General features: G+C 44.5%; 13 protein-coding genes, 2 pseudogenes and 1 riboswitch. Of the genes and pseudogenes, 4 read left to right on the top strand and 11 right to left on the bottom strand.

Annotated features, from left to right (window positions below):
- Positions 1-124 precede the first annotated feature (124 nt).
- From QUA90_RS03415 to QUA90_RS03430, 4 genes and pseudogenes are all read right to left on the bottom strand, one after another.
- The gene (locus tag QUA90_RS03415; RefSeq protein ID WP_333151737.1) at positions 125-2,383 is read right to left on the bottom strand and encodes a heavy metal translocating P-type ATPase; all 2,259 of its coding nucleotides are present in this window, start codon (positions 2,381-2,383) and stop codon (positions 125-127) included.
- A gap of 45 nt (positions 2,384-2,428) precedes the next feature.
- Positions 2,429-2,629, bottom strand: coding sequence for a heavy-metal-associated domain-containing protein (locus QUA90_RS03420; protein WP_333151738.1), 201 nt, complete (start codon positions 2,627-2,629; stop codon positions 2,429-2,431).
- 451 nt (positions 2,630-3,080) lie between these two features.
- Positions 3,081-3,785, bottom strand: a pseudogene (locus QUA90_RS03425) (transposase); the annotation flags it as partial.
- 9 nt (positions 3,786-3,794) lie between these two features.
- A complete protein-coding gene (locus QUA90_RS03430) occupies positions 3,795-5,099 on the bottom strand; it encodes an Nramp family divalent metal transporter (protein ID WP_333151740.1) in 1,305 nt (434 codons plus the stop codon).
- Between the two features lie 168 nt (positions 5,100-5,267).
- Positions 5,268-5,410, top strand: a riboswitch (cobalamin riboswitch).
- 18 nt (positions 5,411-5,428) lie between these two features.
- Between QUA90_RS03430 and QUA90_RS03435 the strand changes: the two genes are divergently transcribed.
- Together QUA90_RS03435 and QUA90_RS03440 are read left to right on the top strand one after the other, a co-directional pair.
- A complete protein-coding gene (locus tag QUA90_RS03435; protein WP_333151742.1) occupies positions 5,429-5,626 on the top strand; it encodes a CbtB-domain containing protein in 198 nt (65 codons plus the stop codon).
- A gap of 145 nt (positions 5,627-5,771) precedes the next feature.
- Positions 5,772-6,962 (top strand): hypothetical protein, encoded by a 1,191-nt coding sequence (locus QUA90_RS03440; protein WP_333151745.1) that lies wholly within the window; start codon positions 5,772-5,774, stop codon positions 6,960-6,962.
- A gap of 69 nt (positions 6,963-7,031) precedes the next feature.
- Here the strand turns inward: QUA90_RS03440 and QUA90_RS03445 are convergent, their stop codons facing one another.
- From QUA90_RS03445 to QUA90_RS03475, 7 genes and pseudogenes are all read right to left on the bottom strand, one after another.
- Complete coding sequence (locus QUA90_RS03445; RefSeq protein WP_333151747.1) at positions 7,032-7,952, bottom strand: vitamin K epoxide reductase family protein; 921 nt, start codon at positions 7,950-7,952, stop codon at positions 7,032-7,034.
- Between the two features lie 55 nt (positions 7,953-8,007).
- On the bottom strand, positions 8,008-8,655 hold the full coding sequence (locus QUA90_RS03450; RefSeq protein WP_333151749.1) for a hypothetical protein: 648 nt from the start codon (positions 8,653-8,655) through the stop codon (positions 8,008-8,010).
- 66 nt (positions 8,656-8,721) lie between these two features.
- The gene (locus QUA90_RS03455) at positions 8,722-10,704 is read right to left on the bottom strand and encodes a heavy metal translocating P-type ATPase (protein WP_333151751.1); all 1,983 of its coding nucleotides are present in this window, start codon (positions 10,702-10,704) and stop codon (positions 8,722-8,724) included.
- Between the two features lie 189 nt (positions 10,705-10,893).
- A pseudogene (locus tag QUA90_RS03460) lies at positions 10,894-11,187 on the bottom strand (transposase); the annotation flags it as partial.
- A 191-nt stretch (positions 11,188-11,378) separates the two neighbouring features.
- Positions 11,379-11,969 carry a cation transporter gene (locus QUA90_RS03465; protein ID WP_333151753.1) on the bottom strand — a complete coding sequence of 197 codons (591 nt, stop codon included), beginning with the start codon at positions 11,967-11,969 and terminating at the stop codon, positions 11,379-11,381.
- A 44-nt stretch (positions 11,970-12,013) separates the two neighbouring features.
- Positions 12,014-12,358 carry a metalloregulator ArsR/SmtB family transcription factor gene (locus tag QUA90_RS03470; protein WP_333151755.1) on the bottom strand — a complete coding sequence of 115 codons (345 nt, stop codon included), beginning with the start codon at positions 12,356-12,358 and terminating at the stop codon, positions 12,014-12,016.
- Between the two features lie 264 nt (positions 12,359-12,622).
- Positions 12,623-12,745: a hypothetical protein gene (locus QUA90_RS03475; RefSeq protein ID WP_333176545.1), complete on the bottom strand. Its 123-nt coding sequence runs from the start codon at positions 12,743-12,745 to the stop codon at positions 12,623-12,625.
- A gap of 344 nt (positions 12,746-13,089) precedes the next feature.
- On the opposite strand from QUA90_RS03475, the gene QUA90_RS03480 reads away from it, so the two are divergent.
- Together QUA90_RS03480 and QUA90_RS03485 are read left to right on the top strand one after the other, a co-directional pair.
- Positions 13,090-13,806, top strand: coding sequence for a DUF305 domain-containing protein (locus QUA90_RS03480; RefSeq protein WP_333443851.1), 717 nt, complete (start codon positions 13,090-13,092; stop codon positions 13,804-13,806).
- Between the two features lie 73 nt (positions 13,807-13,879).
- Positions 13,880-15,826 (top strand): efflux RND transporter periplasmic adaptor subunit, encoded by a 1,947-nt coding sequence (locus QUA90_RS03485; RefSeq protein WP_333443853.1) that lies wholly within the window; start codon positions 13,880-13,882, stop codon positions 15,824-15,826.
- Positions 15,827-15,830: the final 4 nt, after the last annotated feature.

Raw genomic sequence — 15,830 nt, forward strand, 5'->3', positions numbered from 1 at the left:
AGGCTACGTTAACACTCCAAAAATTGAACCGGAAATTACCCCAAGCAGAAATCCAAATCCTGCTAATGTTCCTAGAAATGTAAGTTGCTTGTTCATCATTATTCCCTCTTAAGCACGAATCAAATTAGCCAACATTTTTGGGTCGAAAGTTACGGAGACGCAACGCATTTGTTACTACAGAAACGGAACTAAATGCCATTGCTGCCCCGGCAATAATTGGATTGAGGAGCCATCCAAAAATCGGGAAAAGAATTCCGGCGGCGATCGGAATGCCTGCCACATTGTAGACAAAGGCAAAAAACAGATTTTGTTTGATGTTTTGGATCGTAGCGCGAGACAGTTGGATGGCAGTAACAATGCCTTGTAAGTCACCAGAAATTAGAGTGATATCGCTAGCTGCGATCGCGACATCTGTTCCTGTGCCAATTGCCATGCCTACGTCAGCTTGAGCAAGTGCAGGTGCATCATTGATTCCATCCCCCACCATTGCGACAATTTTTCCCTCTGCCTGAAGATTTTCGATTTGAGCGACTTTTTGATCGGGACGAACTTCTGCAATAACTCGTTTGATGCCGACTTCCTGCGCTATGACTTCTGCCGTGCGACGGTTATCACCTGTTAGCATTACCACTTCTAATCCCATCTTTTGTAAAGTGCGAATTGCGACAACAGAAGATGGTTTTACGGCATCGGCAATGCCCATAATTCCTTCTACTTTGCCATTTATGGCAATCCAGATAACCGTCTTACCGAGATATTCCAATCGATCCCACGGTGGCTGCAAACTACTGGTATCAATTCCCAATTCGTTCATCCAACGATGAGTTCCAATTTGCACCGATTGATTGGATACATACCCTTGCACACCACTGCCTGCGTGAGCCTCGAACTCCCGTGAATCCGTCAACTCCACTCCTTGAGATTGGGCATATTGCACCACCGCTTCTGCCAGAGGATGTTCTGAATTCCGTTCGACGGATGCAGCGAGGCGCAGAAGTTTTAGCTCGTTACCATTGGCGGTACCATTAACCGTTATAAAGTCCGTTACAGTGGGTTTACCTTGGGTAATCGTGCCTGTTTTGTCTAAAACAACAGTTTGCAGTTTGTGCGCCAGTTCTAAACTATCTGCACCTTTAATCAAAATTCCGTTTTCTGCCCCTTTACCTGTACCCACCATGATCGAGGTTGGCGTGGCTAAGCCAAGCGCACAGGGACAAGCAATAATCAGCACGCCCACGGTGGTAATCAATGCCATTGTGACGTTGCCCATGATGTTGTACCAAATGATGAAGGTAGCGATCGCAATGGCAATCACAACAGGGACAAACCATCCCGTAACGCGATCGGCTAATCGCTGAATCGGTGCCTTGGAGCCTTGCGCTTGCTGCACCAGTTTAACGATTTGCGCCAAAAACGTATCTTTACCCACTCGTGTGGCTCGGAATTTGAAGCTTCCAGTCTTGTTAATAGTCGCTCCAATCACTTCATCACCAGGCTGCTTTTTCACGGGTACACTTTCACCCGTCACCATTGCCTCATCAATCGTTGAGGAGCCATCAATAATCTCGCCATCCACGGGAATCTTTTCACCCGGACGAACTAGAATGACATCTTCCAACACTACCTCAGCGATGGGAATGTCCACTTCTCGTCCATTACGAATTACCCGCGCCGTTTTTGCCTGCAAACCCATAAGAGAACGAATTGCTTCTGAGGTTTGTCCCTTAGCGCGGTTTTCCAACAGTCGTCCTAGCAAGAGCAATGCAATAATTACAGATGCCGCTTCAAAGTACACATCTGGTTTAAGACCCTGACTGATAAACCACTGGGGAGAGAAGGTGGGAAATAGAGAATAGAGGTAAGCTGCCCCTGTCCCGATCGCTACTAGCGTATCCATTGTCGCGGTATGACGCTTCAAGGCTTTCCAGGCATTGATGTAGAAAGACCTACCCGCCCAAAACAATACTGGAGTAGTGAGTACAAGTTGTAGCCAGGGATGGTGCAGCCACATGGGAATCAAGGGAATAGGCAATCCCGTCATCGCAGGCAGCGAGCCAATCACGATAACGGCGCTGATAATACCGCTAACCCACACCTTGCGGGTCAAGTCCTGATTTTCACTTTGCCGCGCCTGCCGTTCTGCATCATCTTCTGGGGCAAGTACATCATCTTGCATCGGCAGAGCAGAATATCCAGCCGCATCCACGGCATCCTGAATCGCTGCTACATCAGTTTGGCTGGGATTATAGGTAACGCTGGCTTGTTCAGCTCCAAAATTAACATTGCACGTCTCAACTCCCGGAACTGAGCGGATTGCCTCTTCGATGTTACTTGCACAAGAGGCACAACTCATGCCTCGCAGTTTCATAGTGGCGTTTTCCATACAAAATCTCCTTATTTTCATCCTTAAAATGGGTCTGAGAAATCTTTAGTGACAGGTAACGGGATAACCTGCCACTGTAATTGCCTCTGTAATGGCGGCTTCAGATGCTTGAGTTTGGATATTGACCAGTTTGGTTTTGGGATCTGCCTGAACATTTGCGGCGGCATCTACTGTCTTGATGGCTTTGGTAATGGTTTCGCCACAAGCTGAACACGCCATGTTAGGGACTTTTAGCTGTAGTGTCATGGTTGTATTTTTCCTTTCCTTTGAGGGGTTAATCCTATCTTGCAGTATCCAGTCCACTGGAGTGTCAAGGGGGAATGAAAAGAAATTTTTGAGAACCTCTAAAAAGGAGAAATCAACACCCTGGACACCATGATCTGCTGTCTCTTGAATCCCTAGGGCGTGTTTTCAAAGTCGGTGTATCCTAGATTGGGGCGCCGATCGCACGCAGGGAGTCATGCTTCCCTTCAATCAAGGCCAAGTGTGGACCTGTCCCTTCTGCGCCAATACGGTTCAGTTAAGGGCTATGCAGTGCTTAAAACAATAAATACAGGAGGATTCATTATTATTCCAGTACCTCTGTGTTTAACTTGTTTAGAGCGAAATTTTGAGACAGGCTTTTTCACAACTCTTGGGTTGTTTCTATGAACCATTTCAGGTAGAAGTTGGTCAAGTATCTCTAAAGTTAACCAATTCAAAAGAAGAGAATTTCTTGTGGTTGTAACCGCTGGAATTTTGGCAGAGCACGACGAATCACTCGTAATGTTCCAGTAAAAGACAGACGCAATGGTGAAACACCGGCACTGCTTGCAGCTTGAAAAATTAATGACCGTACAGCTCTTCGGTCCTAGTAGTAAACCATAAATTTCTTGTACCACTTCTTTCGGTCTTTGAGAACGAATATGAGTTTTTCTTCCCAATAAATGTACTTTGACTTCATCAATAGTATTCTCGACTTCCCAACGTTGATGATATTCACAAGCAAGTGACTGGGCTGGAAATTTTTCAGCGTCCAACAAGCTCGTAATTAAACGATATCTAATTTGTGTGACTGGGTGTTCGGGAGCCTCAATTGTGTACTCAATTACTCTTACCTGTATGGGCTTAAATCTTTTTTTTCTTAGTTTGCCTGATGGATAAATCTTTCCTCAAATATGAACCATCATCTAATAGTGTTTGGTTTAAGAATTTAACGTTGGATGGAATTCGCACTCTTCTACTCACAACCTTTACTGACTGTAGCTTCTACCATCGCATAAGAATGTAAGCCTCTATCCCACATCAATAGCATTCCTGGCGTTACTGAGCGTAACAACTTTAACGCTCTTACTCTTTCTCCCATTTTATATGGACACATTAAGGCATCAAATATTAAATGTGTTCCTGCCTCTACCGCAATCGCAGATTACTAGAAAATAGTCTGCAATAACAGCCAACTATTTAATCCTACTATAATACTAGCCACTAACCAAGCTAAGGCTTTCAGCCAAAATGGATTCACAAACTCTCCCATTAAGTTGCGGTTTGAGGTAAACATTACCAAGGGAATTACTGCAAAGGGTAATTGCAAACTGAGAATCACTTGACTGAAAACCAGTAAATTAGTTGTACTGCCTTCACCAAACAAGATAATTACGATCAAAGCCGGCACAATTGCAATCAGTCGAGTCAGCAAGCGCCGCAACCAAGGTCGCAGCCGAAAATTTAGAAACCCTTCCATCACAATCTGTCCTGCTAAAGTTGCTGTCAAGGTTGAGTTCTGCCCCGAAGCCAATAAAGCAAAGGCAAAAATTGCACTAGCAGAACCCACACCCAGTACCGGAGAAAGCAGTTTGTAAGCATCTTGAATTTCTGCTACTTCTTGATACCCGGAAAAATGAAAGCTTGCAGCCGACAATATCAGAATTGCTGAATTAATAAACAAAGCTATTGACAGCGCTACGGTGGAATCAATTGTGCCAAATTTAATTGCTTCCCATTTTTTATCAGCAGTTTCTTCCCAAGAGCGAGTTTGCACGATCGACGAATGCAAGTAAAGATTGTGCGGCATCACAGTTGCCCCCAAAATACCCACCGCAATATAAAGCATTGCCTGATTTTGCAAAATCTCTAGGCTGGGAACATAACCGAGTAAAACTCCTCCGGCATCAGGTTTTGCAAAAATCATTTCTGCAATAAAACAACCGCCAATAATTGCAATAATCGTAATCACCAAAGCTTCGATATAACGAAAGCCTTTTCCTTGTAAAAATAATACCATTATTACATCTAGCGCAGTGATGCACACTCCCCAAACTAAGGGAATACCAAATAGCAATTGCAGTCCGATCGCACTTCCAACAAGTTCAGCTAAATCGCAAGCAGAAATAGCAATTTCACAAAGTATCCACAGCAAAAAACTGACTCGCGGACTGAAATAATCTCGACAAGCTTGTGCCAAATCTCGTCCCGTTGCCACTCCCAAACGCACGCAGAGTGATTGCAGCAAAATTGCCATCAAATTAGATAGCAAAATCACACTTAATAGCGCATAGCCAAACTTGGCTCCCCCCGCTAAGTCAGTCGCCCAGTTTCCGGGGTCCATGTAACCCACTGAAACCAAATATCCCGGCCCTGCGTAGGCCAGCATTTTACGCCAGAAACCTTTGCTGTTGGGAACGGGGACGCTGCGGTGGACTTCAGGAAGGCTGGGTCTGTTTTCGGGGTGAGTCATTGGTTTTATTGTTAAATAATTTTCATATTATTTTCATAATCTCACAAATTCTGTTAAATTTCATCAGTCGTATTGCTCAAAATCCGCCAAAGTTGCAAGAAATATGAAGTTGTGTATTTTTTATCTAACACTCCAGGTAATGTGAATGCAGCAACAGAATGTGTGATATGCTCTGAATATCAAATCGGTTCTGGTGAGGAACAGCCACCAGAGGTAACGGGGAAAGTTCGGTGTAAGTCCGGCACTGTCCCGCAACTGTGAAGGAGACAAGTTCTCCAAGTCAGGATGCCCGCCGATGCCCAAATTTACTTTATTCATCTGCGAGGTACATGATGACTACTCAATCTTCTTCTTCTTCGGTTTGGCAACAAACGGCACGGTTGACGCTTTCAACACCCGTGCAAGCGACGCTCTACATCTCCCTATGCGCTTTGACTGTCTGGACTGTTTACTTTACAACTTATCCCGCCGTCCATAACAAGGTACACTCTCTGCGCCACCACACTTTGATGGTTAGTTGTCACTAAACAAGATTGTTTTTATTTGAGATATTGCAGTGCGATTCGTTTAACCTGTTGGGGCGGGTAAACCTGCGAGCTTTCTCAGAGTGCAGACAGGTTAAATAAACCCGCCCCCACCCCGCGCGAGATTCCTTAAAAGTCCAGAATTAAAATGTCAAAATTAAAGTTTTCTGCGCTCATCAGTGCTGTCTGCATGATGAGTATCTTTTTCTATGGTTGGGTAGGGTTTTCGCAGTCTCCACAATCAACTGTGCGACTGACTTCTGAACCCCCAATCAGCCAGATTTTACCCTTTGAAGCCGAGGCAACTACACCTTTATCTCCAGTGTCGTTAAAGCTGCAAGCTTTAGATGCAGCGGGGATTCCTTTAGAGAATGCTCGAATTAGTTTGACAATTTTAACTCCGCCTAAAAATCATTGGTTTACCACCGATTTTCCGATCGTGGAGGGAACAAAGTTGCTGGATATAGAGGCTGTTGCAGCTAAAGGTGAGTTACAAATCCAGCAAATGCTGCCCATTAGGGGAAATTATCAATTGTTAGCAAAGGTGACTCCGATCGCAGAAAATGCTTTTACTCCTATTCAGCAAACTTTAACACTATCCGTGCCGGAAAACGGGGTGAAGTATCGCAATTTTGGGATTTTAGCTGTGATTTTGTTGGTTGTTGGGCTAGGTGGCGGCTTGGCGATTGGAGGAAAGCCCAAAATCCAAGCAGGAGAAATAGCGCCTGAAAGAGTGCGATTGCTGTTAAGTGGGGCGATAATAATTGCGATCGCTACCTTGTTATATGTTAATGTCAGTGCTGAAATTGCCCAGTCTGAGATGTCGATGCCAATGTCTCACATGACAGAATCTAAACCGACAGAAAAAACTAGCCCCATTGTGCAATCTCAGGGTTTACAGGTGCGACTTTCTGGAGATGTTAGTGCGACAGTAGGGAAAGCTGCTAATTTACAAGTTCAAGTCACCGATACCAAAACAAATCAGCCAGTCACAGATGTATTGTTCAATGTTAAAGTCACCCAACTCGAAAATGATTGGATTGCTTTTGCCTACAAAGGTGTCCCGGATGCAGCCGGAAAACTGATATGGCAAGAGCAGTTTTTTGATGGCGCACCTCACAAAGTAGAGGTAGAAGTTTCTCCCCAACCCAACGGGGCCCGTCAGTTTTCACCATTCCAGGTTTTACAAAGTATTGAAGTTGAGGGAGTCGCGCCTCCTCTTTCAGTGCGGTTGACTGTTTTAGCTTACTTTACAGGCATTGTAATCGCGGGGATGGCGATCGGATTTGGATTGCAGCGCCGTTTGCTTGGGCTGCGGGTGAGAGTAGGGCGCATTTAACCGGATTTCGGATAATTTAATTTAAGTGCGATCGACTATGATTAAGTCGATCGCCAGAAATCACTCTTGTCAACGTTCCTGATTTGAGAGCTCTTTAAATTCGCGAGTTCCCTGATAGCCAGATAAATCCGCTAACTCCTGCAAAGATTTTTGCCCTTGGTAAAACTTACCGTTAATTTCCCAAGTGGGAGTCCCTTGAATCTTCGCAGCTTCGCAAAGATCCCGCCGAGCATTTTTCCCTTGAGGATTGCACTCAATATAATTGATAATGCCCGCCGCTTCTTTGCCGAAACTTGCTTTCTGTGCTTGACAATGATCGCAGGTAAAAGAGCCGTACATTTTAGCACCCACTATTTTTAAATGCTGCGCTAAAGCAATTTCTGAAGTACCGGAAGATGTCGTAGTCTTGATGCTAGTCTCGTTAGCTGTACCGAGATTATTCACATCGGCATAAAGAGCCAGAGAGGAAATCAGCACTAACATAGACACCACAATTCCTATAAAAAATAGTTGCCCGATATCATCCCATTCGCGACCTATTAATGCTAAGACAAACAAGCTAGTTGCAAACAAAGCAGATGCAATACAGTAAATACAAGCTGCTTTAATATCAACAGCCAGTACATACATCAGATAGCCGCTGAAAATCGTCATAGCTGTGCTACCAGCAAACAGAAATAGTCCCGTCCAAGACTCTAACTTAGAGCGGAGACTCTTCTGTTCTGCGGGATTGACCAATAGGGGAGCTACGGCAAAAACTATCATGCTCAAATAGCCCAAAAAACCGAACAAAGAAAGAGGCAAACCAAAGACATAGGCATAAGGACTCGAAAGCACGATATCGCAGCCTTCGATCGGACAAACTGCCGTTCCGTTGGATAACTTAACCACTGTTAGATAAGCAGTGATCGCAGCCCCTATCGAGGCAATTCCTGCCGTGAGCGGACGAGAATAGCGGTGAATCCAAGGCATGGAACGTTGACGACGCATAATATTTTTTCCTGTGCTGGATATTTCCCAAGACTAAATTGTATTACCAACCATTTTACACTTTGATGAAATAAGCCACAATTCCTAGAAGGATTAATACTGCTCCGGTTAATCCTTGTTCGTGAGCCTCGAAAAAATGCAGCTTTTCTTCTAAAGCATTAACTCCTTTCATTCCCAAGTCTACTAGCAAAACCATTCCCAAAACTGTCACAACTAAGTAGACCACAGAAACTACAAGTATGCCGCTCAAACCAATCGTTCCTGCTGAAAAAAAATAGGCTTCTATTTCGATGCAAGGCGAGAAAAACATTCCTGTTCCTAAAACAGCTAGGATTTGAAATTGCGATCGCTTGGTAGTTAAATTAACTGTTTCCGCGTGATGGTGGTGGTGCCTGCGAGAACTATCTAACTCTGCCAAAAGATAGATAATTCCTAAAACTAATAAAACTAAAGGCGCAATTATTTCAGCGGCCTCTACATAGGTAGCAGCGAACTTGTAACCGAATAAGCCGACGACAATTCCAATTAGGATAATGCTGAGGGTATGAGCAACTCCTGTAATTACTGTAGCCCGCAAAGTTTCGCTGCGAGACCAATTTTCAGTTTTACCAATCGCAATTAAAGGCATCCAGTGGTTGGGAATTAATGCGTGAATAATACTAAGAGCTAGACTTCCCAACAGAATTTTGAGCATACTTTCCATTTGCTTTCCTCTACAAATTGCTACAAGGAGGAAGGAATTGCCCGCCCTCCTGGAGTTGTCAGCCGACTACTTTAAAACTCTAGTCGCATTGAAAATAGCTGCTAAAGCCACCCCAACATCAGCAAAAACTGCTTCCCACATTGTCGCTAAACCAAAAACACCCAAACCAATAAATATCGCTTTAATTGACAGGGCAAAAATGATATTTTGCCAAACAATATTGTGAGTTTTTCTGGCAATTTGGATGGCTTCAGCCACCTTGGAGGGTGCATCTGACATAATTACAACATCGGCAGTTTCGATCGCCGCATCCGAACCCAAACCTCCCATTGCTATGCCCACATCAGCTCTAGCAAGTACGGGTGCATCATTAATTCCATCCCCGACGAAGATAATTTTATCGCCTTTTTTAGATTGGGAGATCAGTTTTTCGATCGCCTCTACTTTTCCTTCAGGTAATAACTCAGCTAAGTAGGAATCTAAACCGAGCTTTTTCGCAACACTCTCAGCTACAGCTTGATTATCTCCTGTGAGCATCACGATTCGCTCAACACCCAGTTTCTTGAGGTCGCGAATAGCCTGTACAGCGTCTTCCTTAAGCTCGTCAGCAATCAAAATATACCCAGCGTAGCGGTTGTCTACCCCTAAATGTACGATCGTACCTTCAGCATTGCAGACATCGTGAGGGATATTTTCTCGGTGCAGCAAACGGTCATTTCCGGCAAGCACAATTTGATTATTTACTTTCGCCCGAATGCCGTGCCCCGCTATTTCTTCGTAATCTTTCACATCCGATGAATCTATTTTTCCGCCGTAAGCTTCCATAATAGATTTCGCGACTGGGTGATTGGATTGAGATTCTACTTTAGCCGCTATTGCCATCAACTCTGTTTGGGAAAAACCATTTTTAGGCACAATTTGTGCTACTTTAAAAACTCCTTTTGTCAAAGTTCCTGTTTTATCCAAAACAACTGTCTTGACTGCTGTCAGAGTATCTAGAAAAGTCGAGCCTTTAACCAAAATCCCGCGCTTGGCTGCACCGCCAATTCCCCCAAAGTATCCCAGAGGAATGCTAATCACCAATCCGCAAGGGCAGGAAATAACTAACAAGACTAGGGCGCGGTAAACCCACAAAAATCTGTCTGCATTAGTTGCTCCTGAAATGAACAAAGGCGGAATTAAAGCCACTGCTAGCGATGCAAAGACTACAAAGGGCGTGTAGTAACTGGCAAATTTGCTGATCATCTTCTCAGTCTCAGCTTTTTTGCTTCTGGCATTTTCTACTAATTCCAGAATTCGGGAGATTGAAGATTCACCGAAGAGTTTAGTAACTTTGACGGTGAGAACTCCTGTCTGGTTAATTGTTCCTGCTAAAACTGTTTCTCCAACTTTCACGGTTCGAGGTACTGATTCTCCAGTTAGTGCAGACGTGTCAAGCTGAGAATTGCCGTCTATAATTTCACCGTCTAAGGGAATTTTTTCTCCCGGTTTGACAAGGATGATATCGCCGATGACTACTGTTTCTGGTGCAACTTTTTTAATGTCGCCGTTGTCCTTGAGGTTGGCATAATCTGGGCGAATTTCTAAAAGCGATTTGATCGATTGACGCGATCGCCCTACAGCAAATTCTTGAAAAAGTTCTCCGATTTTGAAAAACAACATCACCCCGACTGCTTCAGGGAGTTTGTGAATGGCTACAGCGCCGAGTGTTGCTATAGTCATTAAGAAATTTTCATCAAAAAATCGACCTCGCAGAATGTTGCGACCCGCACTGGTTAAAACATTCCATCCGCTTAAAAGATAGGCTGGGATGAAAACCAGATATTCACCTATAGAATAGGGCGTGTTGTGCAGTTTTTCTTCAAAAATTAAACCGCCAACAAATAGGACAACAACCGATATCACAGGAATCAATTCTTGCTTCAGGTTAAAATCTCCGTTCCCGTGGTTGTGGCTGTGGTCATGGTTATGATTCTCATTACTGAGATCGGGGCGATCGTCGTGACTGCAACTACAGCAGCCGGAATCTGATGCTTTTGTCTTTTTCATGATGCCTCCTAGATGGAAAAACATAATTAACTTATGAACATATATTCATACTATATCTCCAAAGCTAACAATTTGGTAAATTATTGAGTTAAAAGTTTGGCTGCTAGTTAGCTCAAGTTTGCGGTCACAAGTTGCGATCGAGAGTAAGAATTATTATCGTTTTGCTCATGTTAAGTAAAAATTATTGACTCATATTATTTGCTTGCCTGTGTCACATCCCATTGCTTGGTTTACCATTGCTGCATTTTTGACGCTTTGACTATCCACGATGGCTTCAGACGGACTCACCGCTCGGTTGTGGCTAACTTTAACCCAGGCTCTAAGTCGGTCATGTAGCCTCAGCAAAGTTCCGTCTTTACGCCAGGTGCAGAAGTAGCGATAGACGCTCTGCCAAAGTGGGAAGTCTCCCGATAAGTCACGCCAAGTACAGCCTTGGGTTAACAGGTAAAAGATTGCATTCAGGACATTCCACACCTCAACCTTGGGTGACGATCCCTAGATGTTGGAGGTGAAATAAAAGGTTCAATCAACTCCCATTGTTCCAAAGTAAAGTTGCTGGAGTACATTTTACTCATAGCTATTTTTGGTACTGTTTCTATGTCTCGGCGATGAAAAAACTAAAACGAAGCGAGAAACGTTCAAATCGTTGCTGCAAAACCTGTTAAGCGGTATTACTACAGCCGTTGTTGCTTCATTCTGTCACGTTGTGTATCTCGAATAATACTGATTCCACCCCAAACGACTAGGCTTGCGATTCCCAATCCAACAATTAAATCAGGAAACCGAGAATTAAATAGAGTGACTAGGAAACCTGCGACGATCACACTAAAATTTGCAATTACATCATTCTGCGTAAATATCCAACTTGCCCGCATATGTACCTCACCCTTACGATGCTTTGAGAGAAGGTACAAACCATAACTGTTAGCAATCAGGGCCAAAAAAGCCATTGCCATCATCCAACCTGATTCCGGTGAACTTCCCCAAACAAACCGTCGAATCACATCGACGACAACCATCACGGCTAACGTGATCTGAAAAATACCACTTAGAGTCGCTGCACGATTCTTGTGATGCGCCGATTTGCCAACTGCATACAGCGACATCGTGTAAACTGAAGCATCTGCAAACATATCTAATGAGTCTGCAACTAAGGCAGTTGAATCCGCTAAAACTCCTGCCACAATTCCGACGACAAACATTGTGCCATTGATAAGTAACAGAATTCGCAACGTTTTACGCTCGGCTGCGTTCTTGGCTTCCATGTGACATCCACAGTCTGACATCGTGCCTCCTGTTTAGCTTGTTGTTATTCGTTCTCTGAGCAGTTGTAGCGGGTACATTCATAAACTCCTTTTGCTACATCAGCCAGTAACTCTTCAACCATTTCCAAAATCTCAGCAACTCGTGCATCGGCGAGTTGATAACTGGTGTACCGTCCTTGCTGCAGGGTGTTTACCAGACCGCAATCACGGAGACAGCCCAAGTGGTTTGAGGTGTTAGATTGCGATAGCCCGGTTGCTTCAACAATTTCACTCACGGTCATTGGACGCGATCGCAGCACGTCCAAAATCGCCAATCGTGATGGATCGGAAAACCCACGAAAGAGTTTTGCTTTCAAGCGAGTGGACTGGGATTGAGCAGAGACAATCATATGCTTAGTTCCAATACAAAGCTCTTTTGTATCATCATATCAGCAACTAATGATATGTCAACACCTGAAAGCTTATTTATACCCTTATATGAGCAGCGTCGCAGTTCCCACATCCGCTATTGCCCAAGCCGGAGCATCGTTAATCCCATCTCCCAGTATCGCTACAATTTTCCCTGGTGCTTGCAGTGTTTAGATTTGAGCTGCTTTTGGGTCTAGTCCAACTTCAGCAAAAACGCGCTGGATACCAGCAGAAGGGCGACCGACTCAACTCATGCCTTGGAGTTTGACTGTCAGATGATCCATATATGCACTCTGAAATTGGGAATGGGTAATATTCTGCCTTCTGTCTTCAACTGCCAACAGATGCGATCGCTTTCCTAACTTCATTTTCCGGTTTCACAGTTTGAATTGTCACCAACTTCGTCTTGAGATCGGCTTAAACAACGGCGGCTGAGTCAACTGCTTGGACTTCTCTAGTCCACTGGAGTGTCAAGGGGGATTGCGAAATTAATCAGGAATTATGGAAAAAGTGGTTTGACACCCTACCCATAGGGGTAAGGCGCGCACTGTGCACCCTACATAATTAGGTTGTGAGTCCTGTAAATCTTAAATTTGAGTTCGATCGACGGCACAGCAATAATTTTTTACAATTCCGATGCGAAAATTTCATCCTAATTTCATTTATATGTGGAAAGCTGAAGATAAATAGTCGTTTTAAGCATATAAAATGTATGAAACCAATTTCATTAAAAACCGGCTTTGCAGGGCTGACATTGATCGCCACAGCCGCCTTAACCAGCGGAGTGCTTGCAGCTTGTTCAAAAGCTCCTACAAGCGAAACTCAAGCCCCAAATGTTACGGCTGCAACCGAAGTGAACAACAAGCCAGACGCGGCACAAGGTGGCATGGGTGGCATGAATCATGGCATGGATCACAATATGTCAATGGATTTAGGCCCGGCTGATGCCGACTACGATTTGCGATTTATTGATGGCATGACACTGCACCATCAAGGTGCTGTAAACATGGCAAAAGAGGTACTCAATAAATCCAAACGCCCGGAAATGAAAAAAATAGCAAATGAGATGATTGCCGCTCAGAACCGCGAAATAAATCAAATGAAAGAGTGGCGAAAAGCTTGGTATGCCAAAGCCAGCAGTACGCCAATGGCTTATCACGCTCAAATGAGTCACACGATGGCAATGACTCCCGAACAAATGCAAAGCATGATGATGAGCATGGATTTAGGGGCCGCTGACGACCAGTTTGACTTGCGATTTATCAATGCGATGATTCCCCACCACGAAGGAGCTTTAGTGATGGCTGAAGATGCTTTGAAGAAGTCGAAGCGGCCGGAAATAAAGAAAGTGTCCCAAGAGATTGTGACTTCGCAAAAGCAAGAAATAGAGCAAATGAAAGAGTGGCGACAAGCTTGGTACAAACAGTAATACCATATTTCAACCGGATTTCATTTTTATCTGCAAAACTGATCTTTGAATTCAGATTCTCCCCTACTCAATCATGCAATACTACCGCCGTGTCCGCTCCCTAGCACCGATTGTTCACTTTTCGGGAATACTCCTGACTCTTTTGTTATTCATCGAGTCCACCCCCGCTTTTGCCCACGCTGGCCACGGAGATGAATTTAAGCATAGCGAAGAAGCAACTGAAACTCCTACTGCTATTTCTGTCGATGCCGAAACAGCAAAACGATTAGGAATTAAAGTTTCCCCTGCCGCTCGACAGCGACTAGATATCGGCATCAAAACCACCGGACAAATTGAAACTTTACCCAACGAAAAAGTAGAAGTGACGGCTCCGGTTGCGGGGAAAGTAGTAGAGTTGTTGGTTAAGCCTGGAGACAAAGTATCAAAAGGTCAACCGGTTGCGGTTTTATCGAGTTCAGAATTAGGACAATTGCGGGTTGAATCTCTCTCGAAACGTGCTGAAGCTGAGGCAGATTTGCAGCAAGCACAAGGAGATCTAAAACTAGCACGAGAAAATTACGATCGCCAACTTCAAATATCCGCAGCAGAAATCGCCCAAGCCAAAACCCAATTGACGGCGGTAACTAAGCAGTACCAGCAAGAACAAGAATTAGTAAACAAGCGTTCAGTTGTGCAAGCCGCTCAAGAAAACTATCAGCGCCAAGTTGAAATAGCGCAAGCCGAAATAGCGCGGGCAGAAACTGAACTGACTGTGGCAAAAGAACAGTTCGAGCGCGACAAAGAATTAGTGGCATCAGGAGCGATCGCGCGGCGTACAATGCTGGAATCACAAGCCCACTTCGCCGAAGCAAAAGCCACTGTTGCTAAGGCAAAAAGCCGTCCTGAAGTTATCAAAGCCGAAACCGAAATTAAACAAGCCGAAGTAGACCTCCCTATGCGGGAATTGCGGGAATCTCAAGGCAGAGTAGCAGAAGCAAAAGCTCAACTTACCAGAGCTCAGAGCCGCCGAGAAGTCCTAGAAGCCGATAACCAAGTCAAACGCGGCAAAACTGCCGTCGAAGTCGCTCAGTCGCGCATTCGCTTGGCGGACGCAGCCTATCAAGCGCGGCTCCAACAATTAGGAACTGTTGCCAACGATCGAGGACTCGTTACCGTAGTTGCTCCGATTTCGGGGACGGTAGCCGATCGCGAAATCACCCCAGGAGAGTCAGTAAACGCTGAAAAACCGTTGATGAGTCTCTTAAATGACAGCCGTGTTTTTGCCACCGCCAATATTTACGAAAAAGACCTAAATAAAGTAAAACAGGGTCAGGAAGTCAGGGTAAAAGTCGCTAATTTACCCGATCGCATTTTCAATGGAAAAATCGCCTTCATTGGATCATCCGTCGAAGGAGAAACGCGGGTAGTGCCGGTGAAAGCAGAAATAGATAATATTAACGGCGAATTAAAGCCCGGACTGTTTGCTGAGTTGGAGATTTTAACAGACAAAACTGCCACAAATATTTTAGCAATTCCGAGTGCGGCGGTAGTGGATGTTAGCGGTAAAAAAACAGTTTACGTCCAGAATGGCAATGCTTATCAAGCTGTTGAAATTGAACTCGGTCAAACGGCCGGAGATTTAGTTGAAGTTAAGAGTGGTTTATTTGAGGGAGATTTGATAGTAACGCAGCGAGCACCTCAACTTTACGCACAATCTCTGCGGGGCGGCAGCAAGCCCTCAAAAGACGAGGAAAAAAAAGAGGCAATTCCAAAGGTAGCAGAGGTTAATTTTAATAATTTACCCGTGTCTTTCTGGTGGACGGGAATAGGGGGAGCAGTTGCGATCGCATCCCTGACTTTCACAGCCGGCGTGTTGTTGGGAAATCGGCACAAATTTCCAGCACTAGCAGCGGATTCTGGAAACAATGCCGCAAATAATGGTTTTTCCGCATCTGCATCGGCTTTGGACAATGAATTGCTGTTACACAATAACAACCATCACGTTAAAACTCAAGAGACAGAAGTCAAGAGTTTAAAGTAACAGC

Origin of the sequence: Microcoleus sp. D3_18_C4 (assembly GCF_036702355.1) — a bacterium.
GTDB lineage: Bacteria > Cyanobacteriota > Cyanobacteriia > Cyanobacteriales > Microcoleaceae > Microcoleus.